Here is a 25258-nt window from a genome sequence, read left to right on the forward strand (position 1 = left end):
ACTAAGTTTATTTTGACCGAACACCTTCCCAAGCCCGTCGACACCATCCCCGCCGTAGTCGGCGCCACACCCGATCAGCCCCCCGGAAAACACGATGCCGAGGTCGAGCGCCTGTTTGGCGCGGGCGGGCCGTTGGGTCCGGCTGTTGGCGACTACCGCCCGCGCCGCTCGCAGACCGAGATGGCCAAGGCGGTGGCGGATGCCATCGCCAACCAGACCACGCTGATCGCCGAGGCCGGCACGGGCACGGGCAAGACCTTCGCCTACCTGGTGCCGGCGCTGCTGTGGGGCGGCAAGACCATCGTTTCCACCGGTACCAAGAACTTGCAGGACCAGTTGTTCCTGCGCGACATCCCGACCGTGCGCGCCGCCTTGCAGGCGCCGGTGTCGGTGGCCTTGCTGAAGGGGCGTTCGAACTACGTCTGCCACTATCACCTGGAGCGTACGCTGCAGAACGGCCGCATGACCTCGCGCGACGACGTCGGCCACCTGCGCGAAATCTCGCGGTTTTTGAAAATGACCAGCTCCGGCGACAAGGCCGAGCTGGCCCGCGTGCCGGAAAACGCGCTGATCTGGAACCTGGTGACCTCGACCCGCGACAATTGCATGGGCGCCGAATGCCAGTATTACCAGGATTGCTTCGTGATGAAGGCGCGCAAGGAAGCGCAGCAGGCCGATGTGGTGGTGGTGAACCACCACCTGTTCTTCGCCGACGTGGCGCTGAAGGATTCCGGCATCGCCGAGCTGCTACCGTCCGCCAATACCGTGATCTTCGATGAGGCGCACCAGCTGCCCGACACCGCCACCTTGTTCTTCGGCGACACGTTTTCGACCTCGCAGGTGCTGGAATTGTGCCGCGATGTGCTGGCCGAAGGCCTGTCCAACGCCCGCGACGGCGCCGACTGGGGCAAGGTCGTCATGGTGGTGGAGAAGGCCGCGCGCGATTTGCGCCTGACGTTCCCGCAAGATATCGTCCGCCTGTCGCTGCCGCAAATCGCGCCGTCGAGCGACTTTTTCCCTGCCTTGCAGACGCTAAAAGACGAGCTGGACGGCATGCTGGCGGTGCTGGAAACCCAGGCCGCGCGCGCCGAAACATTGGAACAATGCCGCCAGCGCGGCCTGGAACTGGCGCAAAAGTTGGCGGATTGGAAATTCGATCCGAAGGCGCGGGTGGAAAAGGGCGCCGAAGCGGTGTTCTGGGTCGAGGCGTACGCGTCGTCCCTGCAGCTGCACAAGACGCCGTTGTCGATCGCGCCGATCTTCAACGGCCAGCGCGAAGGCGTGCCGCGCAGCTGGATTTTCACCTCCGCGACCTTGGCGGTGAAGAATGATTTCAGCCATTTTTCCGAGCAAATGGGCCTGGACGGCGAGCCGTCGAAGACTTGGCCGAGCCCGTTCAACTACGAACAGCAGGGCATTTTGTACGTCCCGCAAGGCTTGCCGGACCCGAATTCCATGGGGTACACCGACGCCGTGTTGGACCATGCGCTGCCGATCGTCGAGGCTGCGGGCGGAAAAACCTTCCTTTTATGCACGACTTTACGCGCCGTGAAGCGCGCGGCCGAGCGCCTGCGCGACGAATTCGAGAAGCGCGGCCTGCCGTATCCGCTGTTTGTCCAGGGCGACAAGGGCCGTACCGAGCTGCTGGACCAGTTCCGCAAGGCCGGAAATGGCGTGCTGATCGGCTCGCAAAGCTTCTGGGAAGGCGTCGACGTGCGCGGCGATGCGCTGTCTTTAGTGATTATCGACAAGCTTCCGTTCGCGCCGCCGGACGATCCGGTGCTGGCCGCGCGCATCGAGGTGATGGAAAAGCAGGGCAAAAATGGCTTTATGCATCACACTTTGCCCGAGGCGATTATTAACTTGAAGCAAGGTGCAGGGCGCCTGATCCGCGATGAAGGCGACCGCGGCGTGCTGATGTTGTGCGATCCGCGCGTGATTTCCAAGCCATACGGCAAGCGGATTTGGCAGAGTTTGCCGTCCTTCAAACGCACCCGCGAGCAGGCCGAGGTCATCGAATTCTTCAAAAACAAGAATTCCGATTCGTAACTTTCAGTATCAAAACTTGCCGCCGCCACCTTCTCGGAGAGCGGCGGCTGGCAAGATGCTAGGGCAGTATCACCACCTTGCCCGTGACCTTCCGGGCCGCCATATCGTTCAACGCCCGCGCCGTCTCCTCCAGTTTGTACCGGCCCGAAATATGCGGCTTGATCTTTTCCTCCTGCAACCACCCCATCAACTGGCGCATGCCGGCCAGGTTGGCCTTCGGCTCGCGCTTGACGAACTCGCCCCAGAAAACGCCGACCAGTGACGCGCCTTTCAACAAGGTCAGGTTGAGCGGCAATTTCGGAATCTCGCCGTTGGCGAACCCCACCACCAGGTAACGTCCGCGCCACGCGATCGAGCGGAACGCCGGCTCCGCGTATTCGCCGCCGACCGGGTCGTAAATCACGTCCGGACCCTTGCCGCCGGTCGCCGCCTTGATCGCCTCGCGCAAATCTTCCTTGCTGTAGTTGATCAGCACGTCCGCGCCGTGCGCTTTGCACACTTCCAGCTTCTCATCGGTCGAAGCGCAAGCAATGATGCGGGCTCCAAGGGCTTTGCCTATCTCGATCGCGGCCAGCCCCACACCGCCGGCCGCGCCAAGTACTAGCATGGTCTCGCCAGCTTTTAGCGCGGCACGGTCCACCACCGCGTGATGCGAGGTGCCGTAGGTGAGGGTGATCGCCGCCGCCGTCTCGAAATCCATGGCCGGCGGCATGGGTGCCAAGGCTTGCACGGGCGCCACTAATTGTTGCCCAAAACCACCGGTCGAGGTGAAGGCGATGACCTTGTCGCCCGGCCTGAAAGTTGTCACATCGTCAGCAACCGAGCGCACCACGCCGGCCACTTCGCTGCCCGGAACAAAGGGTAATTCCGGCTTGAATTGATACTTGCCTTGAATGATGAGCACGTCCGGAAAGTTGACGCCGGCCGCTTTGACATCGATCACGACCTGTCCCGGACCGGCTTGCGGGTCGGGCAATTCCTGGACGGCGAGGGTGTCCGGCAATCCCCAGGCCTGGCATACGACAGCTTTCATTGTGGTCTCCTTGGTTATAAATAGAACGATCGTTAGATTTTTATGATACCCGAAAGCGCCACCAGTTTGCGCAAAGTTCGGGCTGTCGCACGTTTGCGTTCGCTCAAGGTGTCTGCCGAGGGGATTGTTAGAGTTGGTTAAAGGCCGTACCTCTGTAGGGCGGCAACGGAGGATGTCATGACTATCCGTCACGGCTGCTTTTTCAGTTATGCACACGGCCATCACGCGTACATGAGCAAGTTCAAGAACGATTTGATCGAAGCGCTCAAATGTTACCTTGAGCCCCACTTCGACAACGAGAACGAGCTCTTTGTTGATAGTGAGCAACTCGGCGGCGGAGACGACCTCGACCAGAAGATCGCGCGCGCGATGTGTGAGAGCGCTTGCATGATTGTCATTTATACACCCAAGTACGAAGCGCACCCCTACACCCGCCGCGAGTTTGCAGCAATGCAACTAATTGAAAGCGAGCGCAAGCAGTGGTACGCGCTGCCCAGCCACCTGATCATCCCGGTCGTCATGACCCGCCACCCGGACGGCTTGCCGCCGCAAATCGCCGGGCCGGGCATGTACGTGGACTTCTCCCGCTACACGCTGGCCAGTGGCGACCTCAAAACCAACCCGGAGTTTCTTCCAGACATAGAAAAAATCGTGTTGCGCATTGCCCAGCATTACCACCACTTAAAACGATGCACGCCGCCGGAGCATGACTGTGGACGTTTTGTCATGCCGGACATTCCGCCGGAATGGCGTGCCATTCCTCCTCCACACTTCCCACGCTAAAGGTTTGCCATGGACATCACTGCCTTGTCGCTGCCGCCGTTGACTGGAACCGGCGAAGTTATCACTTTTTATTCCTACAAGGGCGGGACCGGGCGCACCATGGCCCTGTCCAATATCGCGGTGTTGCTGGCGCGTCAACAAAACGCCACCACCCCGGTATTGATGATCGATTGGGACCTGGAGGCGCCGGGTTTGCACCATTACTTCGACCACCACGAGGACAAGCCGGGCGTGCTGGAGCTGTTCGAGGCTTGCCGTGAGCAACTGGCGCGCCGCCGCAAGGGCGCGGCCGCGCTGGACGGCGACGAGCTGGCGCGGGAAGTGCTGGCCGCCGTCGGCTGGGAGCAGTATGTCAGCCGGGTCGACCAGGGCAGCCAGTTGTACCTGATGCGTGCCGGCCGCTTCGACGACAGCTACGGCGAGCGGCTGGCCGCGATGCACTGGGACGAGCTGTTCAACAGTTGCCCGGCCTTGTTCCGCTGCTTTGCCGACAATCTGGCCCGGCATTTTCGTTATGTGCTGGTCGATTCCCGCACCGGCCGCACCGACAGCGCCGGCATCTGCACAACCCTGCTGCCGCGCAAGCTGGTGGTGGTCTTCACGCCAAACCGGCAGAGCCTGGAGGGCGTGCAGGCGCTGGTCACCCGCGCGACCGCCTACCGCCGCAGCCACGAGGACGAACAGCGGCCTTTGATGGTCTATCCTCTGCCATCACGCATCGAAATGAGCGACAGCGTGCAGCGCGCCCAGTGGCGGCGCGGCGACCAGCAACAGCGCATACAGGGCTACCAGCCGATCTTCGAACAGTTGCTCAGTTCGTGCTACGGCATGCCGCAGATGTCGCTGGACAGCTATTTCGACGAAGTCCAGCTGCAACAGACCCGCACCTTCGCCTACGGCGAGCAGTTGGCGGTGCGTATCGACCAGGGCGGCGACCGCTTCTCGCTGACGCGCACCTTCGAAGCCTTGCTCGACTGGCTGGCCGGCGGCTACTTCCCGTGGCAATCGAGCCGCGAGATCCACCTGCTGGCCTCCATCGGCGACGCCCGCCGGGCGCTGGAAGAGGGCGGCGTGCGCGCGCTGTCGCAACCGCTGGCGCGCGACCTCAATCTGCTGGGCGAGCTGTATCGTCGCGATGGCCGGCTGCGTCAGGCGCTGACTTGTTTCGAGGAAAGCCTGACCTTGCGCCAGCGAGGACTGAGCGAAGACCATCCGGACACGCTGGCGAGCAAGAGCAACCTGGCCGGCGTGCTGCGCCTGCAAGGGCAGCTGGACGAAGCGCAATTCCTCGAGGAGTGCATCGTCGAGGCCCGCACGCGGCTGCTCGGGCCGGAACATCTCGACACCCTGGCGGCGCGCGCCAACCTGGCCGCCACGCTGGCCCAGCAGGGACGTCCGGCCGAGGCATTGACCATCATGGACGCGGTACTGGAGGCCTACCTGCGCCTGTTGGGCCCCGAGCACCTGCTGACGCTGGCCTGCAAAGCCGACCGGGCAGACATCCTGTTCCGGCGCGGCGACAGCGAACCGGCCCGCGCGGCGCAGGAGCAGGTGCTGGCCGCGCGCAAGCGGCTGCTGGGTGCGGAGCACGTCGACACCTTGCGCAGCAAGACCGCGCTGGCGTGCACCTTGTTGCGGATGCAGGAGCTGGACGCCGCTAGCAGCCTGTTCGACGCCGTCTATCAGGCCCATCTCCGGCGCCTCGGGCCGGACCACGCGGAAACCCGCAAGGCGCGCGCGCAGCTGGCCGATGTGCGGGCGCAGCTCGGCGGCCCGGTGGTCGGCCGGATCGGCGAGCCGGTGCTGGTGCCCGAGCTGCATCAGGATGTCGCCATGGCCGACTACGGCGACGCCTTGTCCCGGCAACCCCGCCCGCGCAGCGGCCGCCACCCGAGCGATCTGTGGACCCGCGCCACCGAGGAATTGATGGCGCTGGACGGTCATTTGTCCGTCGGGAGGCCGCCGTCGCGCTAGCGCAAATTTATCTGGTTCGGAGGCCGCCGGCACGCGCAGCGAGGCCATTGCTTCAGGTAAAATCTCCGTATGAGAATCCTGATCAGTAATGACGACGGCTACCTGGCGCCGGGCATCAACGCGCTGGCGCAGGCCCTTGCACCCATCGCCGACATCGTGGTCGTGGCGCCGGACAGCAACCGCTCCGGTGCCTCCAATTCCCTGTCGCTGGACCGGCCGTTGTCGGTGCAGCAGGCGGCCAATGGTTTCTATTTCGTCAACGGCACACCGACCGACTGCGTGCACGTCGCGCTGACCGGCATGCTGGACTACAAGCCGGACTTGGTCGTGTCCGGCATCAACAACGGCCCCAACATGGGCGACGACACGCTGTATTCCGGCACCGTCGCCGCCGCCACCGAGGGCTATCTGTTCGGCATCCCGGCCATCGCCTTCTCGCAGGGCGCCTACGGCTGGGAGCACATCGACGACGCGGCCCGTCATGCGCGCGACATCATCCAGCGCTATTATGATTCCTTGCCGGCGCCGTATCTGTTGAACGTCAATATCCCGAACCGGCCCTATGATCAGCTGACCGCGCCGGTCGCCACCCGGCTGGGCCGGCGCCACCAGGCCGAGCCGGTGATACGGGCCAAGGATCCGCGCGGCAAGGAAATCTTCTGGATCGGCCCGCCGGGCGCGACCAGGGATGCGGGGGAGGGCACGGATTTCCATGCCTGCGCCCAGGGACGGACCTCGATCACGCCGCTGCAGATCGATCTGACCCACAAAACTCAACTCGATGCACTGGCAAAGGCCCTGGCATGACCGACAAGAACCGTAGCTTTCCCCTCCCGCTATCCTCGGTAGTCGACAAGGGGGCCAAGAAGGCGACGGTGTTCGCGCCGGTGGCCACGCCGCAGACCGCCACCCAGAACGCGGCCCGCCATGTGCCGCCCCAGCACGGTTATTCCACTGCGCGCCCGGTGGCGGCGCCGTCCAAGTCGCACAGCTACGCCATGGAGCGGGCGCAGCCGGTGCCGGTCCAGGCGCCGCGCGGCAATCCGCTGGTGTCGGACGCGGTGCGCCGCGCCATGGTGCAGCGCATCGCCAGGCAGGGCGTCAAGGACCCGGTGGTGCTGGGCGCGATGGAAAGCGTGCCGCGCCATATGTTCATGGACGAGGCGCTGGCCTCGCAGGCCTATATCGACGCCTCGCTGCCGATCGGCCACCACCAGACCATCTCCCAGCCCTACATCGTCGCGCGCATGATCGAGGTGATGCGCAACGGCGGCCAGCTGCACCGGGTGCTGGAGATCGGCACCGGCTGCGGCTACCAGGCGGCGGTGCTGTCCTGCGTGGCGCAGGAGGTGTATTCGATCGAGCGGATCAAGCCGTTGCACGAGCTGGCCAAGGCCAACCTGCGCCCGCTGCGCGTGCCGAACCTGCGCTTGCATTACGGAGATGGTATGCTTGGCCTGCCGCAAGCGGCGCCGTTTGACGGTATCATCCTGGCCGCGGCCGGCCTGGAGGTGCCACAAGCACTGCTGGAACAGCTGACCATAGGCGGCCGTCTGGTGGCGCCAGTGGGCGCCCGCGCGCAGCACCTGGAATTAATTACACGCACCGGCAAGGCGGAGTGGGCCAGCGTTACGCTGGAGGATTGCCACTTCGTCCCGCTGCGTCCGGGCACGATATGACGTGCCCGTACCCTTAGACTAAGATGAGAATGACAAACAAAAGTAACTTGCTCGCATTGAGCTTTGCGCTCGCTTTATTGAGCGCTTGCACCACCACTCCGAATCAGGCGCCGGTTGTCGACCGCAGCCCTCCGCCGCCAGTCAAGCCCGCCACCCCCAGCGAAACGGCGCAGATCGCCCGCGACGAGCGCGGCCTGTACACGGTAAAAAAAGGCGACACGCTGATCCGCATCGCGCTGGAATATGGCCAGAACTACCGCGACCTGGTGACCTGGAACAACCTGTCCAATCCGAACGACATCAAGGTCGACCAGGTGCTGCGCGTGTTGCCGCCGGACAGCGCGCCCAACGGCGTGCAGACCGGCGCCATCGTCATGCCACCGGTGGACAAAACGCCGCCGCCACCGCCCGTGATCAAGAAGACCGAGCCGAAGGGTGAGAAAAAACCGTATTCGGAGAGCGCGCTGGCCGAGTTGCAGCGCGCCGACGGCAATGGCAACGGCAAGGCTGAAGCCAGCGTCAAGCCTGCGCCGGCACCGTCGCCCGCCGTGACCACCGCGCCACCTGCCGCGGCCGCGGTCGCCGCCAGCGCCGAGGATGAAAAATTGAGCTGGATGTGGCCGTCCGAAGGCCGCGTGGTCGCCACTTTCGACGAAGGCAAGAACAAGGGCGTGGACATCGCCGGCAAGGCGGGCCAGCAAGTCGTGGCTGCCGGCGCCGGAAAAGTGATGTATGCCGGCAGCGGCATCCGTGGTTATGGTAATCTCGTTATTGTGAAGCACAGTAATAACTTGTTGTCGGCCTACGCCCACAATCGCACCATTGTGGTCAAGGAAGGCCAGAGCGTGAACAAGGGACAAATGATTGCCGAGATGGGCGATTCCGATGCCGATTCCGTCAAGCTGCACTTTGAAATCAGGCAGCAGGGCAAACCGGTCGACCCGTCCAGATTCCTGCCTAACCGGTAGCTGAGCCATGACACAGACGCCGCACGATTCGATGGATGACGACTCGGCCCCGGACGAATTCCCGGACGAGAGCAATGATGATGTCGCCATCGAATCGGCGGATGGCGAGGCCGAAACCGCCGAGCCGGGCGCGGTGCTGGAAAGCGTCGACGAACTGAAAAAAGTGCTGGCGGCCGAGCTGTCGACCGACACCACCCAGCACTACCTGAACCAGATCGGCACCCGTCCGCTGCTGACGGCGCCGCAGGAGGTGCACTACGCCACGCTGGCCAAGGCCGGCGACTTCTCCGCCCGCCAGACCATGATCGAGCACAATCTGCGGCTCGTGGTCTCCATCGCCAAGCACTACATCAACCGCGGCGTGGTCCTGCTCGACATGATCGAGGAGGGCAACATCGGCCTGATGCGCGCCATCGACAAGTTCGAGCCGGAGCGCGGCTTCCGCTTCTCCACCTACGCCACCTGGTGGATACGCCAGAGCATCGAACGCGCCATCATGAACCAGGCCCGCACGGTGCGCCTGCCGGTGCACATGGTGCGCGAGCTGAACCAGATCCTGCGCGGCAAATACCATCTCGAAGCCCAGCACCACAATGGCAAGGACGCCACCGCCGAGGACATCGCCGAGCTGGTCGGCCGCCCGGTGGAGGAGGTGCAGGACATCTTGGCGCTGTCCGAGCACGCCACCTCGCTCGATGCGCCGCTGGACAACGATCCGCAATCGTCGCTGATGGACATGCTGCCCGGCGACGCCGAGGACAGCCCGGACGCGCGCGCCGAGCACCACGAAATGACGCTGCTGGTGCGCGACTGGCTGACCAAGCTGCCGGACAAGCAGCGCATCGTCATCATGCGCCGCTTCGGCCTCGACAACGACGATCCTGCCACGCTGGAAACGCTGGCCGAGGAAATGGGCGTCACCCGCGAGCGCGTGCGCCAGATCCAGCAGGAAGCGCTGGTCAAGCTGAAACGGGCCATGGCCGCGCGCGGCGTGGTGCGCGATTCCCTGCTGTAGTCCCTTCCCATTCTGCTATCATGTCGGCCCCGGCACATGCTTGCCGGCGCTAGCCATTCCCTTTTTGAATTGAACGTTATGCAAGAAAATACTATCTTCATCAAGTCGCTCGACATGGACGCCCGCGGCGTCGGCCATCTGGAAAATGAAGACGGCTCCCAAGGTAAAGTAGTGTTCGTCGAAGGCGCCTTGCCGGGAGAGACGGTCCGCTTCACCACGTTCAAGAAGAAGAAAAACTGGGAAATGGCGCGCATGGATGAGTTGCTGCGCGAATCGCCGATGCGCGTGCAGCCCAAGTGCCCGCACTTCGACATGTGCGGCGGCTGCTCCATGCAGCACCTGGAGCCGACCGCGCAGGTGGCGATCAAGCAGCGCGTGCTGGAAGACAACCTGCAGCACATCGGCAAGGTGCGCCCGCTGACGGTGATGCGCCCGATGTACGGCCCGACCTGGGGCTACCGCTACCGCGCCCGCCTGTCGGTGCGCCACGTGGCCAAGAAAAACACCGTGCTGGTCGGCTTCAAGGAAAAGCGCTCGATCTTCGTGGCCGACATCCAGAGCTGCCAGATCCTGCCGAAGCACGTGTCGGACCTGCTGCTGCCGCTGCGCGCGCTGATCGGCTCACTGACCCTGTTCGACCAGGTCCCGCAAATCGAGGTGGCGATCGGCGAAGGCGTGACCGCGCTGGTGCTGCGCATCATGTCGCCGCTGGGCGCGGGCGACGACGCCAAGCTGAAGGCCTTCGCCGACCAGCACCAGGTGCAGTTCTGGCTGCAGACCAAGGGCCCTGAAACGGCGGCGCCGTATTACCCGCTGGGTCCGGAGCTGTACTACCTGCTGCCGGAATTCGGCATCAAGATGCCGTTCAAGCCGGTCGACTTCACGCAGGTGAACCACTACATCAACCGCGTGCTGGTGGCCAAGGCCCTGCGCCTGCTGGAAGTGCAGCCGGAAGACCGCGTGGCCGACCTGTTCTGCGGCCTGGGCAACTTCACGCTGCCGCTGGCGACGCAGGCGCGCGAAGTGGTCGGCATCGAAGGCGCGACCTCGCTGACCGAGCGCGCGCTGGACAACGCCAAGGCCAACGGCCTGTCCGACAAGACCACCTTCTACACCCGCAACCTGTTCGAAGTGACGGCCGACGACCTGATTGCGCTGGGCAAGTTCGACCGCATGCTGATCGATCCGCCGCGCGACGGCGCCATGGCGCTGAGCGAAGCGCTGGTGGCCCTGAGCCAGACCCGCGCCGACCTGCTGCCCAAGCGCATCGTGTACGTCTCGTGCAGCCCGTCCACGCTGGCGCGCGACGCCGGCATCCTGGTCAACGCTGGCTACGTGCTCGACAAGGCTGGCGTGGTCAACATGTTCCCGCACACCTCGCACGTCGAATCGATGGGCGTGTTCAACCTCGCTTGATCCCAATGATTGCGCAATAAAAAAAGCCGGCGCTGGGCCGGCTTTCGATGGTGAGGCTGCTACGCTTAGTCGCGGCTGCCGCCGAAGATGCCCAGCAGGCGCAACAGGTTGACGAAGATGTTGTACACGTCCAGGTAGATGTTCAGCGTGGCGCGGATGTAGTTGGTCTCGCCGCCGTTGATGATCTGCTGCACGTCGTACAGGATGTAGGCCGAGAAGATTGCCACGGCGATCACCGAAATCACCAGCGACATCGCCGGGATGTGCAGGAAGATGTTGGCCAGCGACGCCAGCAACAGGACGATGACGCCGGCGAACAGCCACGTGCCCATGCCCGAGAAGTCACGCTTGGAGACGGTGGCCACGGTGGCCAGCACCGCGAACACAGTGGCCGTGCCGCCGAACGCCGTCATGATCAGGAAGGCGCCGTTGGTGTAGGCGCGCAGCGTGAACGACAGGATGGGCGTCAGCATCAGTCCCATGAAGAACGTGAAGCCCAGCAGCAGGGCCACGCCCACGCCGGAATCCTTGTTCTTCTCGATGCCCCAGATGAAACCGAAGGCGACCGCCAGGAACAGCAGGGTCATCAGCCCGCCGCCCAGCGGCAGCTGCAGGCCTACGCCCAGCACCGCGCCAAAGATGGTCGGCACCATGGACAGCGCGAGCAGCCAGTAGGTGTTGCGCAGCACAGCGTGCTGGACCGAGCGGCTTCCCGCCAGGTCGTAGGTGTTTTGCATGTTGTTCATAAAGAACCTCCTTCAGAGTGATTCGAATACCGCTTGCCAAAAGCATAGCACGCCGGGGTAAAAATGCGCAAAATTGCCCCAAATACCCGCTTAGAGATGGCTTAATCTGGCCATCCTCCCAATATTTACCCGCCTGGGCGGCAAATATGGCCGGTCTTGCAAGCTTATCTATGCCTGATTCTCGGTATATGGGGTGTTCTATGGTAAAATCAAAGGTTGATTGAGTTATCAATTTTGTTTTAAACCTTTCTTTTTATTGGAGTTTTTTAAATGGCAATCGAACGCACCCTGTCGATCATCAAACCAGACGCAGTCGCTAAAAACGTAATCGGCCAAATCTACAGCCGTTTCGAAGGCGCTGGCCTGAAGATCGTTGCCGCTCAGATGAAGCAGCTGTCGCGTGAAGAGGCCGAAGGCTTCTACGCCGCTCACAAAGAGCGCGGTTTCTTCAAGGACCTGGTTGACTTCATGGTCTCCGGCCCAGTCATGATCCAGGCCCTGGAAGGCGAGAACGCAGTTCTGAAGAACCGCGAACTGATGGGCGCCACCGATCCTAAGAAAGCAGAAAAAGGCACCATCCGCGCCGACTTCGCTGACTCGATCGATGCCAACGCTGTCCACGGTTCCGACGCTGTCGAAGCTGCTGCTGTTGAAATCGCTTACTTCTTCGGTAAGTAATTTTTTGTAAGACCACCGTTTCCGCCGCCGGGTTTCGACGCAGCGCGCGGAAGCGGAATTTTTTAGAACTGTTTTGAACCTGAATATGAACGCTACTTCGACCAACTTGCTGGACTTCGATCCCGCGCAGCTCATCGCTTATTGCGCCGAGTTGGGAGAGAAGCCGTTCCGCGCCAAGCAACTGCAACGCTGGATCCACCAATTCGGTGCGTCGGATTTCGACAGCATGACCGATCTGGCCAAGTCGCTGCGCGACAAACTGAAAACCCGCGCCCACGTCACGGCGCCGGCCATCATCAGCGACCACACGTCCACCGACGGCACCCGCAAATGGCTGGTCGACGTCGGCAACGGCAACGCGGTCGAAACCGTGTACATCCCGGAAGAGAACCGCGGCACGCTGTGCATCTCCACCCAGGCCGGCTGCGCCGTCAACTGCCGCTTCTGCTCGACCGGCAAGCAGGGCTTCTCGCGCAACCTCACGGTGGGCGAGATCATCGGCCAGCTGTGGATGGCGGAGTTCGAACTGCGCCGCACCAAGGGCATCGATCCCGGCCCGAAGGGCGAACGCCAGATCACCAACGTGGTCATGATGGGCATGGGCGAGCCGCTGCTGAACTTCGAGCCGACCGCCACCGCGCTCAAGCTGATGTTGGACGATAACGCCTACGGCCTGTCGCGCCGCCGCGTCACGCTGTCGACCTCCGGCGTGGTGCCGATGATGGACAAGCTGTCGCAGGAAGTGCCGGTGGCATTGGCCGTCTCGCTGCACGCGTCGAACGACCCGCTGCGCGACAGCCTGATCCCGCTGAACAAAAAATATCCGCTCAAGGAGCTGATGGCCGCCTGCAAGCGCTACCTGGAATTCGCGCCGCGCGACTTCATCACCTTCGAGTACTGCATGCTCGACGGCGTCAACGACTCCGACGAGAACGCCCGTGAACTGCTGGCCCTGGTGCAGGACCGCGAGTTCGGCGTCAACTGCAAATTCAACCTGATTCCGTTCAATCCCTTCCCGGAATCGGGCCTGCTGCGCTCCAAGAACCCGCGCATCAAGGCCTTCGCCCAGATCCTGGTCGACGGCGGCATCGTCACCACCATCCGCAAGACGCGCGGCGACGACATCGACGCCGCCTGCGGCCAGCTGGCCGGCGAAGTCCAGGACCGCACCAAGGTGGCCCAGCGCATGGAGAAGATGGCCGAGTACCAGCAAAAATTCGGCGCCAACTTCGGCAAGATCGTGGAGATCCGTTCCTGATGACCTTCCTGGCGCAGCGGAGCCGGCTCAGTCTCGCCGCCTTGTGCGCGGCAGGGGCGCTGGCTGGCTGCGCGTCGCCGGGACCTGAGCGCGGCAAGAGCGGCCAGGCCGAGTTGGCGACGGTGTCGGACCAGACCGCGGCCCAGCGCAAGGTCGACATCCGCATGCAGCTGGCGGTGGGCTACTACGAACAGGGGCAGTACCCGTTCGCGCTGGACGAAGTCAAGCTGGCGCTGGCCGCCGATCCGAATTACGCCGACGGCTACGGCATGCGTGGCCTGATTTACCAGGCCATGGGCGAGAACGCGCTGGCCGAGGACAACTTCGTGCGGGCCCGCAAACTGGCGCCGGGCAATCCGGATTTGGCCAACAATTACGGGTCCTTCCTGTGCCAGACCGGCCGGGTGGCCGAGGCGCTGCCGCTGTTCGACGCGGCCCTCGCCAACCACGCCTACCGTTCGCCGGCCAACGCCGCGAACAACGCCGGTTCCTGCGCATTGAAGATCAAGGATTACGCCAGCGCGGAGCGTTATCTGCTGCAAGCCTTGCAGTTGACGCCCGACCTGCCGGCCACCAACGCCAATCTGGCGCGGGTTTATTTTGAAAAGCGCGATTATATCCGCGCCAATTTCTTCATTACCCGTCTGAACAAGGTGGCAAAGATGGAGAGCCTGACGGCCGATGTGCTGTGGCTCGGGATTAAGGTGCAGCATAAGCTGGGCGACACCGGTGCGGAAGCTGGCTGGGCGACGCAATTGCGCCGCCACCACCCCGGTTCGGCCGAGTATGCTGCTTATCAACGTGGGGCGTTTGATGAGTGAAACAGGGATACCAATGAATTCAGAGTGGGCAGAACCGCCAAAGGACCAGGGCAGCAGCCTGGCCACGCCCGGAGCACAACTGGCGGCCCAGCGCGAAGCGATGGGACTGACGGTCGAACAGATTGCCGACCAGCTGAAACTGGCGCCGCGCCAGGTCAAGGCGCTTGAAGCGGGCGACTACGCCGCGCTGCCCAACATGGCCGTGGTGCGCGGTTTCGTGCGCGCCTACGCCAAGGTCGTGAAGATCGACGCCACGCCGCTGGTGGCGATGATCGAAGTGATCTCGCCGACCAGCCATGAAGCGGCGCCGCCGCGCAAGGAAATCGCGGCCACCTTCACCGAGTCGCGCTTCCCGTCGATGACCGGCCGTTCGTCCACGCCTACCGCATGGCTGGTGGGCGCCGCCGCCGTGGTGGTGGTTGCCGCCGCCGGCGCGTACGCCTACCAGGCCGGCCTGATTCCGGCCACGCTGTTCCAGCGCGCCGACAAGGAAGCGCCGGCCAGCGCGGCCGCCGAGGCCTCCAAGCCGGCCGATGCCGCCGTCGCGCCGATCGAGACCACGCTGGTCAAGCCGGGCCAGGAAACCGCGCCGTTGCAGTCGCCAAGCGTGCCGCTGATTTCCGTGCCGCCGCCTGGCGGGACCAGCAACGACGCCGCGCCAGCCGCCGCTCAAGCGACGCCGCCAGCGCCGGCACCAGCGGCACCTGCTCCGGCCGCGCCGGTGGCACAGGTATCGCCGCCGGCCGCCGCGCCGGTCGCCGCCAGCGGCAGCCAGCTGGTGCTGAAGGTGACGCAGGATTCGTGGGTTGAGATCCGCCGTCCAGGCACGACGCCGCTGATTTCGCGCCTGGTGAAGGCCGGCAGTACCGAGACCTTCGACATCAAGGACCCGGCGCTGCTGATCGTCGGCAAACCGGCCGGCGTGGAAGCGACGCTGGGCGGTGCGCCGCTGGCGCTGCCACCGGTGGCCGGCGGCACGATCTCGCGCGTGAACATCAAATAAGTTAAACGAGTACGAATAGAACGATCATGTCTTCAACGCAAACAGCTATTCCTTCGGGACCATCGAATCGCCGCGCCAGCCGCAGCGTGCTGGTTTCGCACGGCCAGCGCAAGATCTGGGTGGGCGGCGACGCCCCCGTGGTGGTGCAGTCGATGACCAATACCGACACCGCCAACGTGATCGAGACCGCCATCCAGATCAAGGAACTGGCGCGTGCCGGTTCGGAGCTGGTGCGCCTGACGGTGGACCGTCCCGAAGCCGCCGCCGCCGTGCCGTACATCCGCGAGCAGCTGGACAAGATGGACATCGACGTGCCGCTGGTCGGCGACTTCCACTACAACGGCCACACGCTGCTCAACGAGTATCCCGACTGCGCGAAAGCGCTGTCGAAGTACCGCATCAATCCGGGCAACGTCGGCAAGGGCGCCAAGCGCGATACGCAATTCGCTCAGATGATCGAAGTGGCCGCGCGCTACGACAAGCCGGTGCGCATCGGCGTCAACTGGGGCAGCCTGGATCAGGCGCTGCTGGCCCGCATCATGGACGAAAACGCCGGCCGCGCCGAGCCGTGGTCCGCGCAGGCGGTGATGTACGAGGCGCTGATCACCTCCGCCATCGAGAACGCCGTGCGCGCCGAGGAGCTGGGCCTGGGCCGCGACAAGATCATCCTGTCGTGCAAAGTCTCGGGCGTGCAGGACCTGATCGCCGTGTACCGCGAACTGGCCAGGCGCTGCGACTATCCGCTGCACCTGGGCCTGACCGAGGCCGGCATGGGCAGCAAGGGCATCGTCGCCTCGACGGCCGCGCTGTCGGTGCTGCTGCAAGAGGGCATCGGCGACACCATCCGCATCTCGCTGACGCCGGAACCGGGCGGCGACCGCACCAAGGAAGTGGTGGTCGGCCAGGAGATCCTGCAGACCATGGGCCTGCGCAAATTCACACCGATGGTGATCGCGTGCCCGGGTTGCGGCCGCACCACCTCGACCACCTTCCAGGAACTGGCCGACAACATCCAGACCTATCTGCGCGACCAGATGCCGGAATGGAAAAAGACCTATCCGGGCGTGGAGGCGATGAACGTGGCCGTGATGGGCTGCATCGTCAACGGCCCCGGCGAATCGAAGCACGCCAACATCGGCATCAGCCTGCCGGGCACCGGCGAATCGCCGGCCGCGCCGGTGTTTGTCGACGGCGCCAAGTTCGCCACGCTGCGCGGTGAGCGCATCGTCGAGGAGTTCCAGGAAATCGTGCTGAATTACGTTAAGAAGAACTACAGTAAAGAATATGTCTAAAACTGAAAAAATCACCGCCGTCAAAGGCATGAACGACATCCTGCCGGCCGACTCCCATCTGTGGCAGCTGTTCGAGAACACCGCGCAATCGGTGGTGCAGAGCTATGGCTTCCAGCAAGTCCGCACGCCGATCGTGGAAAACACCGCGCTGTTCTCGCGCGCCATCGGCGCCGTGACCGACATCGTGGAAAAGGAAATGTATTCGTTCGAGGACTCGATGAACGGCGACAAGCTGACCCTGCGCCCTGAAGGCACGGCCGGCGTGGTGCGCGCGGTGATCGAGCATAACCTGGTCTACGAAGGTCCGAAGCGCCTGTGGTACACCGGCCCGATGTTCCGCCACGAGCGTCCGCAGCGCGGCCGCTATCGCCAGTTCTACCAGTTCGGCTGCGAAGCCGTCGGCTTCAACGGCCCGGACGTCGACGCCGAAATGATCATGATGTGCCGCCGCCTGTGGGATGACCTGGGCCTGGAAAACATCCGCCTCGAACTGAACTCGATCGGCGACGCCGAAGAGCGCGCGCGCCACCGCGTCGACCTGATCGCCTACCTGGAAAAGCACGAGGACCTCCTCGACGCCGAAGCCAAGCGCCGCCTGCACAGCAACCCGCTGCGCATCCTGGACACCAAGAACCCTGCGATGCAGGAGATGGTTAACGCCGCACCGAAACTGCTGGAGTACCTGGGCGAGGAATCGCTGGCCCACTTCAACGGCGTGCGCAAGATCCTCGACCACAACAACATCCCGTACGTGATCAACCCGCGCCTGGTGCGCGGCCTCGATTACTACAACCGCACCGTCTTCGAGTGGGTGACGGACGCACTGGGCTCGCAAGGCACCGTGTGCGCCGGCGGCCGTTACGATCCGCTGATCGCCTCCTTCGGCGGCAAGCCGACGCCCGCCGTCGGTTTCGCGATGGGCATCGAGCGCCTGCTGGAGCTGATGAAGGAAGCCGGCGAGCCGGACGCGCCCGACCAGTGCGACGTCTACCTGGTGCACCAGGGCGAGGCCGCGCAGCTGCAAGCCTTCGTGCTGGGCGAGCGCCTGCGCGACGCCGGCCTGGATGTGGTCATGCACGCCTCGACCGCGAACGGCCCTGGCAGCTTCAAGACGCAGATGAAGAAAGCCGACGGCAGCGGCGCGACCTTCGCCGTCATCATCGGCGAGGACGAAGTGGCCAACCACACCGCCAGCGTCAAGTCGATGCGCGCGGAAGAGGGCGCCCAGCAGCAGTCGACGGTGCCGTTCGACGACGTCGTCGATTTCGTGGTCGACCAGATCACCGACAGCGGCGACCATCACCACCACGTGCACGACGAGCATTGCAATCACTAAGCCGTTTTTTATAACCTATAACGAGTAGACGAACTGACATGGCATACGATCTCGAAGAACAAGAACAAATCGCGACCCTCAAGGCGTGGTGGGACAAATACGGCAACCTGACCTCGTGGGTGCTGATCGCCGGCCTGGCCGCGTATTCGGGCTTCACCGGCTGGAACTACTACCAGCGCAACCAGGCCGCGCAAGCATCGGCGCTGTACGACGAGCTGCAATCGGCGGTGGAAGCGAAGGACAACGCCAAGGTGCTGCGCGCCGCCGGCGACATGGAGACCAAATTCGGCGGCACCGCCTATGCCTCGATGAGCGCACTGACGGCGGCCAAGAGCAGCTTCGAAGCGAACGACGTGAAATCGGCCAAGGCCCAGTTGCAATGGGCGGTGGAACACGGCGGCGACGAATTCAAGGCGGTGGCCAAGGTGCGCCTGGCCGGCCTGCTGCTGGACGAGAAAGCCTACGATGAAGCGCTGAAGGTGCTGTCCGGCGATGTGGCGCCGCAGTTCGCCGGTTCGGTGGCCGACCGCAAGGGCGACGTGCTGGCCGCGCAGAACAAGCTGACCGAAGCCCGCGCCGCCTACCAGGCCGCGCTGGAAGCGACTGACAAGAAGAACCCGGGCCGCCAGCTGATCCAGCTGAAGCTTGAAGCCATCGGCGGCTCCGTGCCGGCCGCCAAGGACGCAGCGTAATTCATCGGCGCCGGCCGCTGCCGGCGCCTCCAGATCAAGGTTAAAAAATGCGTATTACCGAAAAAGTTATTGCTGCAAGCGTGTTTGCGATGTTGGCCGGTTGTTCCTTGTTCTCGTCCAAAGATACCAAGAACCAGCCGGCGCCGCTGGTTGAACTGAAGGGCGGCGTCACGCCCAAGACGGTCTGGAAATACTCGATCGGCAAGGCCGGCACCGCCGTCTTCACGCCGGCGCTGGTGGGCGACAGCCTGTACGTGGCCGACGCCGACGGCGCGCTGGCGCGCCTGAATGCCGCCACCGGCAAGGAGCAATGGCGCGTCAAGACCGGCTCCGACCTCACGGCCGGTGTCGGCAGCGACGGCGAAGTGACCGTGGTCGGTGGCGTCAAGGGCACCATCCTGGCGTTCGACGCCAACGGCAAGCCGCTGTGGAAAGCCCAGGCGACCAGCGAAGTGCTGTCGTCGCCGGTGGTGGGCGGCGGCGTGGTGGTGGTGCGCAGTGTCGACAACCAGATCACCGCGTACGAAGCCAAGACCGGCGTCAAGCGCTGGACCGTGCCCCGCGTGACGCCGGCCCTGACCCTGCGCAACGCGCCGGGCATGGTCATCAACGGTCCTAACGTGTACGTGGCCCAGCCGGGCGGCAAGCTGCTGTCGCTGACCCTGGCCACCGGCCTGGCGCGCTTTGAAGTGGTGGTCGGCGAACCGCGCGGCGCCACCGAGCTGGAACGCGTCACCGACATCGCCGGCACGCCGGTGATCATGGAAAAAGATGTCTGCGCCGTGTCCTACCAGGGCCGCGTGGCCTGCTTCGACGCCATCACCGGCGCGCCGCACTGGAGCAAGCCTGCTTCGTCCGACGTCGGCGTGGCGGTGGACCAGCGTTTTGTATTCGTCTCCGACGACAAAGGCGAAGTTGCAGCCTACAGCCGTGAAAACGGCAGCAACGCCTGGAAGAACGACAAGCTGGCCTACCGCCGCCTGTCGACGCCAGTCTCCTACGGCCGCGCAGTGGCCGTCGGCGACTACCAGGGTTACGTCCATCTGCTCTCGCGGGAAGATGGCGCACTTATAGGTCGCGCCGCGACCGATGGCAGCCCGATTCAATCGGACCCTGTCATCGCCGGCACGAATTTGATTTTCCAAACCCAATCAGGGACAGTGACCGCTCTCGCGGTCGAGTAAAAAATGAAGCCGGTAATCGCACTAGTGGGTCGACCCAATGTAGGGAAATCGACCTTGTTCAATCGTCTGACCCGCTCGCGCGATGCGCTGGTGGCGGACTTGCCTGGGTTGACGCGAGATCGTCACTATGGCGAGGGCCGTGTCGGCGAACGTCCCTTCCTCGTCATCGACACGGGCGGCTTCGAGCCGGTCGCCAAGGAAGGCATCATGCATCAGATGGCGCTGCAGACCAAGCAGGCCGTGGCCGAAGCCGACATCGTCGTGTTCCTGGTCGACGGCCGCCAGGGCCTGACGCCGCATGACAAAACCATTACCGACTTCCTGCGTAAAAGCGGCCGTCCGGTCATGCTGGTCGTGAACAAGTCGGAAGGCATGCGCTACACCGCCGTCGTCGCCGACTTCTACGAGCTGGGACTGGGCGAGCCATACTCGATCTCCTCGGCGCACGGCGACGGCGTCGCCGATCTGGTGGAGGAGGCGCTGGACCTGGCCTTCGCCCAGCGTCCGGAAGATCCGGAAGAACTGGAAAAGACCGACCACGGCATCAAGATCGCGCTGGTCGGCCGTCCGAACGTCGGCAAGTCCACGCTGATCAACACCCTGGTGGGCGAAGAGCGCGTGATCGCCTTCGACATGCCGGGCACCACCCGCGACTCGATCGAGATTCCGTTCGAGCGCGAAGGCAAGCAGTACACGCTGATCGACACCGCCGGCATCCGCCGCCGCGGCAAGGTGTTCGAAGCGATCGAGAAATTCTCGGTCGTCAAGACGCTGCAATCGATCTCGGAAGCGAACGTGGTCGTGCTGATGCTCGACGCGCAGCAGGACATCTCCGAGCAGGACGCCCACATCGCCGGCTTCGTGCTGGAGACCGGCCGCGCGCTGGTCATCGCCGTCAACAAGTGGGACGGCCTGCGCAGCGACGAGCGCGATGAAATCAAGATCGACATCGACCGCAAGCTGGACTTCCTGTCCTTCGCCAAGATGCACTTCATCTCGGCGCTGAAGTCGCAGGGTATCGGCCCGCTGATGAAATCGGTGGACGCGGCCTACGCCGCCGCCATGTGCAATCTGTCGACGCCGAAGCTGACCCGCGCCCTGATCGAGGCCGTGGAAAAGCAGGAGCCGCGCCGCAAGGGGTCGATCCGTCCGAAGCTGCGCTATGCGCACCAGGGCGGCATGAATCCGCCGGTGATCGTCATCCACGGCAATGCCCTGGACGCGGTCGGCGAGCCGTACAAGCGCTATCTGGAAAAGCATTTCCGCGACACCTTCCAGCTGGTGGGCACGCCGCTGCGCATCGAACTGCGCACCGGTAAAAATCCATTCGCAAAAACACAGTCGAAATAAGCGGTTTTTTTTGCGGGTGCGCCCTGCAAAAAAGGCAAAAACAGGTTACAGTGGCTTAGAAGCACCATTCCCGGCTTGGCGAACGGTGTTTCAGCGAAAATTGTTTGACTTTCGCTGGGCCACGTACTTGAAATTAAGCGTTTCGCCTCCAATTCCAACACAACAACATAAAATGGAGCTGTTATGAGCAACAAAGGGCAACTGTTACAAGACCCATTCCTCAATGCCTTGCGCAAAGAGCATGTTCCTGTCTCGATCTACCTGGTCAACGGCATCAAGCTGCAGGGCCATATCGAATCGTTCGACCAATACGTCGTACTGCTGCGTAACACCGTGACCCAGATGGTTTATAAGCACGCCATCTCCACCGTGGTACCGGCACGCGCCGTCAACCTCAACATTGAATCCGACGCGGAATAAGCGCTTGCAACACCGCTTCTTTTCAACTCACCCAGCCTTGACCGTCGTATGCGCGCAGCCCTAGTCGGTATCGATTTCGGTCAAGGCGACTTTGCCGCCAGCGTCGAGGAACTGAACCTGCTGGCCCGTTCGGCAGGTGCGGAACCGGTGACGACGATCACGGCCAAGCGTTCCTCACCGGACGCCGCCTATTTCGTCGGCAGCGGCAAGGCCGACGAGATCGGTCTTGCCGTGCTGGATCACCGCATCGAAATCGTCATCTTCAACCACGCCTTGTCGCCTGCCCAGCAGCGCAACCTGGAAAAGCGCCTGAACATCCGGGTGCTGGACCGCACCAGCCTGATTCTCGACATCTTCGCCCAGCGCGCCGCCTCCCACGAGGGCAAGCTGCAGGTGGAGTTGGCCCAGCTGCAGCATCTGGCCACGCGCCTGATCCGCGGCTGGACCCACCTTGAGCGTCAGAAGGGCGGTATCGGTTTGCGCGGCCCGGGCGAGACGCAGCTGGAGACCGACCGCCGGCTGATCGGCGAGCGGGTCAAGGCCCTGCGCGCGCGCCTGGACAAGCTGCGCAAGCAGCATGAAACCCAGCGCCGTTCGCGCGGCCGCAGCCAGACGTTCTCGGTGTCGCTGGTCGGCTATACCAATGCCGGCAAGTCGACGCTGTTCAACGCCGTCACCAAGGCCGGGGTTTATGTCGCCGATCAATTGTTCGCCACGCTGGACACCACCTCGCGCCGCGTCTACATGGGCCAGGAAGTGGGCAACGTGGTGATCTCGGACACGGTCGGTTTCGTGCGCGAGCTGCCGCACCAGCTGGTGGCGGCGTTCCGCGCCACGCTGGAGGAGACCATCCACGCCGACCTGCTGCTGCACGTCGTCGACGCCTCGTCGCCGGTGCGCATGGAGCAGATCGAGCAGGTCAACCTGGTGCTCAAGGAGATCGGCGCCGATCATATCCCGCAGATCCTGGTGTGGAACAAGATCGACGCCGCGGGGCTGGAGCCCTCGGTCGAGCGGGATGAATATGATAAGATTTCCCGCGTTTTCCTCAGCGCGCGCACCGGTCAAGGACTGGACCTTCTGCGCGGCGCCATCGTCGAATGGGCCAAGAGCGCGCCGGGTGCCCGGCTCAACCAGGCCTATGACACCGGCGAGGAAACCGACCAAGAAGCAGGCGAAGAAGCAGCGGAGCCGGATAGCAGTCCCACCCTTACTCATGTCGGATCACACTAATGCGTGTCTCGTCACTTATGAAACGTCTCGGCTTGAAGCTGTCGCTGAACGATCCCCGCTGGGGCTCGGACAAGCAGGACCGCAAGCCGCAAGCCAATGAAGGCAAGAAGCCCGGCGAAGGGCCGCCCGACATGGAGCAGCTGTGGCGCGATTTCAACCAGCGCCTGAACAGCTTCTTCGGCCAGAAGAACCGTCCCGACGGCAGTGGCGGCGGTGGCAGTGGCGGCGGCCGTCCCGACCTGGCCGGCATGCGCGCCACCGCCGGCGCGATCGGCGCGGTGATCGCGCTGATCTGGCTCGCCAGCGGCTCGTTCATCGTGCAGGAAGGCCAGACCGGCGTGGTCTACACCTTCGGCAAGGTCAGCCACACCACCGGTTCCGGTTTCAACTGGCGCTGGCCGTATCCGTTCCAGAGCGACGAAACCGTCAGGGTCTCGCAGATGCGCATGGTGGAAATCGGCTACCGCAAGGACCTGAAGAACAAGCAGCCGCGCGAATCGCTGATGCTCACCGATGACGAGAACATCATCGACATCCAGTTCGCCGTGCAGTTCAAGCTCAAGGACCCCGTGGCCTGGCTGATGAACAACCGCGACGAAGAGGAAACCGTGCGCCAGGTGGCCGAGACCTCGATCCGCGAAATCGTCGGCAAGAACAAGATGGACTTCGTGCTGTACGAGGGCCGCGACAAGGTCGCCCTCGAAACCCAGCAGCTGATGCAGCACATCCTCGACCGCTACGCCTCCGGCGTGCTGGTCTCGAACGTGACCCTGCAGGCGGTGCAGCCGCCGGAGCAGGTGCAGATCGCCTTCGACGACGCCGTCAGGGCAGGGCAGGACCGCGAGCGCCAGAAGAACGAAGGCCAGGCCTACGCCAACGACGTGATCCCGCGCGCGCGCGGCAGCGCCTCGCGCCTGCTGGAGGAGGCCGAAGGCTATCGCTCCATGATCACCGAGAACGCCACCGGCAACGCCTCGCGCTTCAAGCAGGTGCTGGCCGAGTACCAGAAGGCGCCGGGCGTCACGCGCGACCGCATGTACCTGGAGACGATGCAGCAGATCTTCTCCAGCGCCAGCAAGGTGATGGTGGACGCCAAGTCCGGCAGCAACCTGCTGTACCTGCCGCTGGATAAATTGATCGCCCAGGCCGCGGCCACCGACAGCGCCGCCGCCGCGGCCCGCGCCGCCGCGCAGGCTGCCGCCTCGCCGTCGTCGTCCGCGCTGCCGGCCGAGGTGATGCCGCAGGTGGAAGTCAGTCGCCAGCGCGATTCACGCGCCCGCGATGCCTTACGTGAACGGGAGGGTCGTTAATGAACCGCATAGCCAGTACCCTCATTGCGGCCTTCGTCGCGTTCCTGCTGCTGTCGTCGACCATGTTCGTGGTCGACCAGCGCAAGTACGCCATCGTGTTCGCGCTGGGCCAGATCAAGGAAGTGATACGCGAGCCGGGCCTGCATTTCAAGCTGCCGCCGCCGTTCCAGAACGTGGTCTACCTCGATAACCGCATCATGACCATCGAGCCTCCGGACGCCGAACGCTTCATCACGGCCGAGAAGATGAACATCCTGGTCGACAGCTTCGTCAAGTGGCGCATCGGCCGTGCCGAGAACCAGCCCAAGCTGTACTACGTGACCTTCGGCGGCGACGAGGGCCGTGCCCGCGACCGCATGTCGCAGATCGTCAAGGCTGCGCTGAACGAGGAAATCACCAAGCGCACCGTGGGCGAGGTGATCTCCGGCCAGCGCGGCAAGGTGATGGAGGCGATCCGCTCCAAGGTGGTGGCGGAGTCGGCCCAGATCGGCGTCGAGATCATCGACGTGCGCCTCAAGCGCGTGGAGTATGTCGAGCAGATCAACAACTCGGTGTACGAGCGCATGAAGGCCGAGCGCACCCGCGTGGCCAACGAGCTGCGTTCGACCGGTAACGCCGAATCCGAGAAGATCCGCGCCGACGCCGACCGCCAGCGCGCCGTGATCCTGGCCGAGGCCTACCGCGACGCCGAGCAGATCCGCGGCGAGGGCGATGCCAAGGCGTCGGCGATCTACGCCGAAGCGTTCGGCAAGAACCCGGAGTTCTACAAGTTCTACCGCAGCCTGCAGGCCTACCGCGAAACCTTCAAGAACCACGGCGACGTGATGGTGATGGATTCGAGCTCGGACTTCTTCAAGTACTTCAAGAGCTCCGGCGCCGCCGGTCCTGCCGCGGCTCCCGCCAAAAAATAAGTTGTATAGCCATTTCCGCCTCGGGCGGGAATGGCTACTCCCGTATCTTTTTCCCCTCCCGCAACGCATTTTCGCGTAAAATATCAGGTTCGGCCTTCCGCTTCACG

Annotated in this window: 23 protein-coding genes; 21 read left to right on the forward strand and 2 right to left on the reverse strand. The window is 63.7% G+C overall.

The window, feature by feature from the left end:
* Positions 1-12: 12 nt before the first annotated feature.
* Positions 13-2049, forward strand: a complete 2037-nt coding sequence (gene yoaA / locus ACUJB0_RS06360) for a DNA repair helicase YoaA (RefSeq protein WP_444844492.1) — start codon at positions 13-15, stop codon at positions 2047-2049.
* A gap of 58 nt (positions 2050-2107) precedes the next feature.
* Here the strand turns inward: yoaA and ACUJB0_RS06365 are convergent, their stop codons facing one another.
* A complete protein-coding gene (locus ACUJB0_RS06365) occupies positions 2108-3082 on the reverse strand; it encodes an NADPH:quinone oxidoreductase family protein (protein WP_444844493.1) in 975 nt (324 codons plus the stop codon).
* Between the two features lie 177 nt (positions 3083-3259).
* Between ACUJB0_RS06365 and ACUJB0_RS06370 the strand changes: the two genes are divergently transcribed.
* The 7 genes from ACUJB0_RS06370 (at position 3260) to rlmD (ending at position 10917) form a co-directional block, all read left to right on the forward strand.
* The gene (locus tag ACUJB0_RS06370) at positions 3260-3865 is read left to right on the forward strand and encodes a toll/interleukin-1 receptor domain-containing protein (RefSeq protein ID WP_161083447.1); all 606 of its coding nucleotides are present in this window, start codon (positions 3260-3262) and stop codon (positions 3863-3865) included.
* Between the two features lie 9 nt (positions 3866-3874).
* Positions 3875-5839, forward strand: a complete 1965-nt coding sequence (locus tag ACUJB0_RS06375; protein ID WP_444844494.1) for a KGGVGR-motif variant AAA ATPase — start codon at positions 3875-3877, stop codon at positions 5837-5839.
* Positions 5840-5908: 69 nt separating this feature from the next.
* Complete coding sequence (gene surE / locus ACUJB0_RS06380) at positions 5909-6646, forward strand: 5'/3'-nucleotidase SurE (protein ID WP_444844495.1); 738 nt, start codon at positions 5909-5911, stop codon at positions 6644-6646.
* The gene (locus ACUJB0_RS06385) at positions 6643-7518 is read left to right on the forward strand and encodes a protein-L-isoaspartate(D-aspartate) O-methyltransferase (protein WP_444844496.1); all 876 of its coding nucleotides are present in this window, start codon (positions 6643-6645) and stop codon (positions 7516-7518) included. Before surE ends, ACUJB0_RS06385 begins: the two co-directional genes overlap by 4 nt.
* A 29-nt stretch (positions 7519-7547) precedes the next feature.
* Entirely contained in the window at positions 7548-8486 is a 939-nt protein-coding gene (locus ACUJB0_RS06390) for a peptidoglycan DD-metalloendopeptidase family protein (RefSeq protein ID WP_444844497.1), read from the forward strand.
* A gap of 7 nt (positions 8487-8493) precedes the next feature.
* The gene (gene rpoS / locus ACUJB0_RS06395; RefSeq protein WP_444844498.1) at positions 8494-9501 is read left to right on the forward strand and encodes an RNA polymerase sigma factor RpoS; all 1008 of its coding nucleotides are present in this window, start codon (positions 8494-8496) and stop codon (positions 9499-9501) included.
* Between the two features lie 78 nt (positions 9502-9579).
* Complete coding sequence (rlmD, locus tag ACUJB0_RS06400) at positions 9580-10917, forward strand: 23S rRNA (uracil(1939)-C(5))-methyltransferase RlmD (protein WP_444844499.1); 1338 nt, start codon at positions 9580-9582, stop codon at positions 10915-10917.
* A 65-nt stretch (positions 10918-10982) separates the two neighbouring features.
* Here the strand turns inward: rlmD and ACUJB0_RS06405 are convergent, their stop codons facing one another.
* The gene (locus ACUJB0_RS06405) at positions 10983-11663 is read right to left on the reverse strand and encodes a Bax inhibitor-1/YccA family protein (protein WP_161091445.1); all 681 of its coding nucleotides are present in this window, start codon (positions 11661-11663) and stop codon (positions 10983-10985) included.
* Positions 11664-11933: 270 nt separating this feature from the next.
* Here ACUJB0_RS06405 and ndk point away from each other — a divergent pair, with 270 nt between their 5' ends.
* The 13 genes from ndk (at position 11934) to hflC (ending at position 25151) form a co-directional block, all read left to right on the forward strand.
* Positions 11934-12341 (forward strand): nucleoside-diphosphate kinase, encoded by a 408-nt coding sequence (gene ndk / locus ACUJB0_RS06410; protein ID WP_090314593.1) that lies wholly within the window; start codon positions 11934-11936, stop codon positions 12339-12341.
* Between the two features lie 85 nt (positions 12342-12426).
* Positions 12427-13599, forward strand: a complete 1173-nt coding sequence (gene rlmN, locus ACUJB0_RS06415; protein WP_444844500.1) for a dual-specificity RNA methyltransferase RlmN — start codon at positions 12427-12429, stop codon at positions 13597-13599.
* Positions 13599-14420 carry a type IV pilus biogenesis/stability protein PilW gene (pilW, locus tag ACUJB0_RS06420; protein WP_444844501.1) on the forward strand — a complete coding sequence of 274 codons (822 nt, stop codon included), beginning with the start codon at positions 13599-13601 and terminating at the stop codon, positions 14418-14420. The genes rlmN and pilW overlap by 1 nt, the downstream gene beginning before the upstream one ends.
* Before the next feature lie 13 nt (positions 14421-14433).
* Positions 14434-15423, forward strand: coding sequence for a helix-turn-helix domain-containing protein (locus ACUJB0_RS06425; RefSeq protein ID WP_444844502.1), 990 nt, complete (start codon positions 14434-14436; stop codon positions 15421-15423).
* A gap of 26 nt (positions 15424-15449) precedes the next feature.
* A complete protein-coding gene (gene ispG, locus ACUJB0_RS06430; RefSeq protein WP_444844503.1) occupies positions 15450-16715 on the forward strand; it encodes a flavodoxin-dependent (E)-4-hydroxy-3-methylbut-2-enyl-diphosphate synthase in 1266 nt (421 codons plus the stop codon).
* A complete protein-coding gene (gene hisS / locus ACUJB0_RS06435) occupies positions 16708-18051 on the forward strand; it encodes a histidine--tRNA ligase (protein WP_444844504.1) in 1344 nt (447 codons plus the stop codon). The genes ispG and hisS overlap by 8 nt, the downstream gene beginning before the upstream one ends.
* 38 nt (positions 18052-18089) lie before the next feature.
* A complete protein-coding gene (locus ACUJB0_RS06440) occupies positions 18090-18743 on the forward strand; it encodes a YfgM family protein (protein ID WP_444844505.1) in 654 nt (217 codons plus the stop codon).
* A gap of 47 nt (positions 18744-18790) precedes the next feature.
* Positions 18791-19927: an outer membrane protein assembly factor BamB gene (gene bamB / locus ACUJB0_RS06445; RefSeq protein ID WP_444844506.1), complete on the forward strand. Its 1137-nt coding sequence runs from the start codon at positions 18791-18793 to the stop codon at positions 19925-19927.
* A gap of 3 nt (positions 19928-19930) precedes the next feature.
* Positions 19931-21277, forward strand: coding sequence for a ribosome biogenesis GTPase Der (der, locus tag ACUJB0_RS06450; RefSeq protein WP_117013356.1), 1347 nt, complete (start codon positions 19931-19933; stop codon positions 21275-21277).
* 183 nt (positions 21278-21460) lie between these two features.
* Complete coding sequence (gene hfq, locus ACUJB0_RS06455; RefSeq protein ID WP_117013357.1) at positions 21461-21697, forward strand: RNA chaperone Hfq; 237 nt, start codon at positions 21461-21463, stop codon at positions 21695-21697.
* A 48-nt stretch (positions 21698-21745) separates the two neighbouring features.
* Positions 21746-22930: a GTPase HflX gene (gene hflX, locus ACUJB0_RS06460; protein WP_444844507.1), complete on the forward strand. Its 1185-nt coding sequence runs from the start codon at positions 21746-21748 to the stop codon at positions 22928-22930.
* 17 nt (positions 22931-22947) lie between these two features.
* Positions 22948-24240, forward strand: coding sequence for an FtsH protease activity modulator HflK (gene hflK, locus ACUJB0_RS06465; RefSeq protein WP_444844508.1), 1293 nt, complete (start codon positions 22948-22950; stop codon positions 24238-24240).
* Positions 24240-25151, forward strand: a complete 912-nt coding sequence (gene hflC / locus ACUJB0_RS06470; RefSeq protein WP_444844509.1) for a protease modulator HflC — start codon at positions 24240-24242, stop codon at positions 25149-25151. The genes hflK and hflC overlap by 1 nt, the downstream gene beginning before the upstream one ends.
* Positions 25152-25258 lie beyond the last annotated feature (107 nt).

Source organism: Duganella caerulea, from assembly GCF_040362985.1.
Taxonomy (GTDB): domain Bacteria; phylum Pseudomonadota; class Gammaproteobacteria; order Burkholderiales; family Burkholderiaceae_D; genus Rugamonas; species Rugamonas vulcania.

What these genes read in the sequence shown, in the direction of transcription:
- ACUJB0_RS06440 (WP_444844505.1), top strand. Translation starts at nt 18,090, where the DNA reads ATGGCATACGATCTCGAAGAACAAGAACAAATCGCGACCCTCAAGGCG.
- hfq (WP_117013357.1), top strand. Translation starts at nt 21,461, where the DNA reads ATGAGCAACAAAGGGCAACTGTTACAAGACCCATTCCTCAATGCCTTG.
- der (WP_117013356.1), top strand. Translation starts at nt 19,931, where the DNA reads ATGAAGCCGGTAATCGCACTAGTGGGTCGACCCAATGTAGGGAAATCG.
- bamB (WP_444844506.1), top strand. Translation starts at nt 18,791, where the DNA reads ATGCGTATTACCGAAAAAGTTATTGCTGCAAGCGTGTTTGCGATGTTG.
- hflK (WP_444844508.1), top strand. Translation starts at nt 22,948, where the DNA reads ATGAAACGTCTCGGCTTGAAGCTGTCGCTGAACGATCCCCGCTGGGGC.
- ACUJB0_RS06385 (WP_444844496.1), top strand. Translation starts at nt 6,643, where the DNA reads ATGACCGACAAGAACCGTAGCTTTCCCCTCCCGCTATCCTCGGTAGTC.
- ACUJB0_RS06375 (WP_444844494.1), top strand. Translation starts at nt 3,875, where the DNA reads ATGGACATCACTGCCTTGTCGCTGCCGCCGTTGACTGGAACCGGCGAA.
- ACUJB0_RS06425 (WP_444844502.1), top strand. Translation starts at nt 14,434, where the DNA reads ATGAATTCAGAGTGGGCAGAACCGCCAAAGGACCAGGGCAGCAGCCTG.
- ACUJB0_RS06405 (WP_161091445.1), bottom strand. Translation starts at nt 11,663, where the DNA reads ATGAACAACATGCAAAACACCTACGACCTGGCGGGAAGCCGCTCGGTC.
- hisS (WP_444844504.1), top strand. Translation starts at nt 16,708, where the DNA reads ATGTCTAAAACTGAAAAAATCACCGCCGTCAAAGGCATGAACGACATC.
- ispG (WP_444844503.1), top strand. Translation starts at nt 15,450, where the DNA reads ATGTCTTCAACGCAAACAGCTATTCCTTCGGGACCATCGAATCGCCGC.
- pilW (WP_444844501.1), top strand. Translation starts at nt 13,599, where the DNA reads ATGACCTTCCTGGCGCAGCGGAGCCGGCTCAGTCTCGCCGCCTTGTGC.
- surE (WP_444844495.1), top strand. Translation starts at nt 5,909, where the DNA reads ATGAGAATCCTGATCAGTAATGACGACGGCTACCTGGCGCCGGGCATC.
- rlmN (WP_444844500.1), top strand. Translation starts at nt 12,427, where the DNA reads ATGAACGCTACTTCGACCAACTTGCTGGACTTCGATCCCGCGCAGCTC.
- ACUJB0_RS06365 (WP_444844493.1), bottom strand. Translation starts at nt 3,082, where the DNA reads ATGAAAGCTGTCGTATGCCAGGCCTGGGGATTGCCGGACACCCTCGCC.
- rpoS (WP_444844498.1), top strand. Translation starts at nt 8,494, where the DNA reads ATGACACAGACGCCGCACGATTCGATGGATGACGACTCGGCCCCGGAC.
- ACUJB0_RS06390 (WP_444844497.1), top strand. Translation starts at nt 7,548, where the DNA reads ATGACAAACAAAAGTAACTTGCTCGCATTGAGCTTTGCGCTCGCTTTA.
- ndk (WP_090314593.1), top strand. Translation starts at nt 11,934, where the DNA reads ATGGCAATCGAACGCACCCTGTCGATCATCAAACCAGACGCAGTCGCT.
- hflX (WP_444844507.1), top strand. Translation starts at nt 21,746, where the DNA reads ATGCGCGCAGCCCTAGTCGGTATCGATTTCGGTCAAGGCGACTTTGCC.
- rlmD (WP_444844499.1), top strand. Translation starts at nt 9,580, where the DNA reads ATGCAAGAAAATACTATCTTCATCAAGTCGCTCGACATGGACGCCCGC.
- hflC (WP_444844509.1), top strand. Translation starts at nt 24,240, where the DNA reads ATGAACCGCATAGCCAGTACCCTCATTGCGGCCTTCGTCGCGTTCCTG.
- ACUJB0_RS06370 (WP_161083447.1), top strand. Translation starts at nt 3,260, where the DNA reads ATGACTATCCGTCACGGCTGCTTTTTCAGTTATGCACACGGCCATCAC.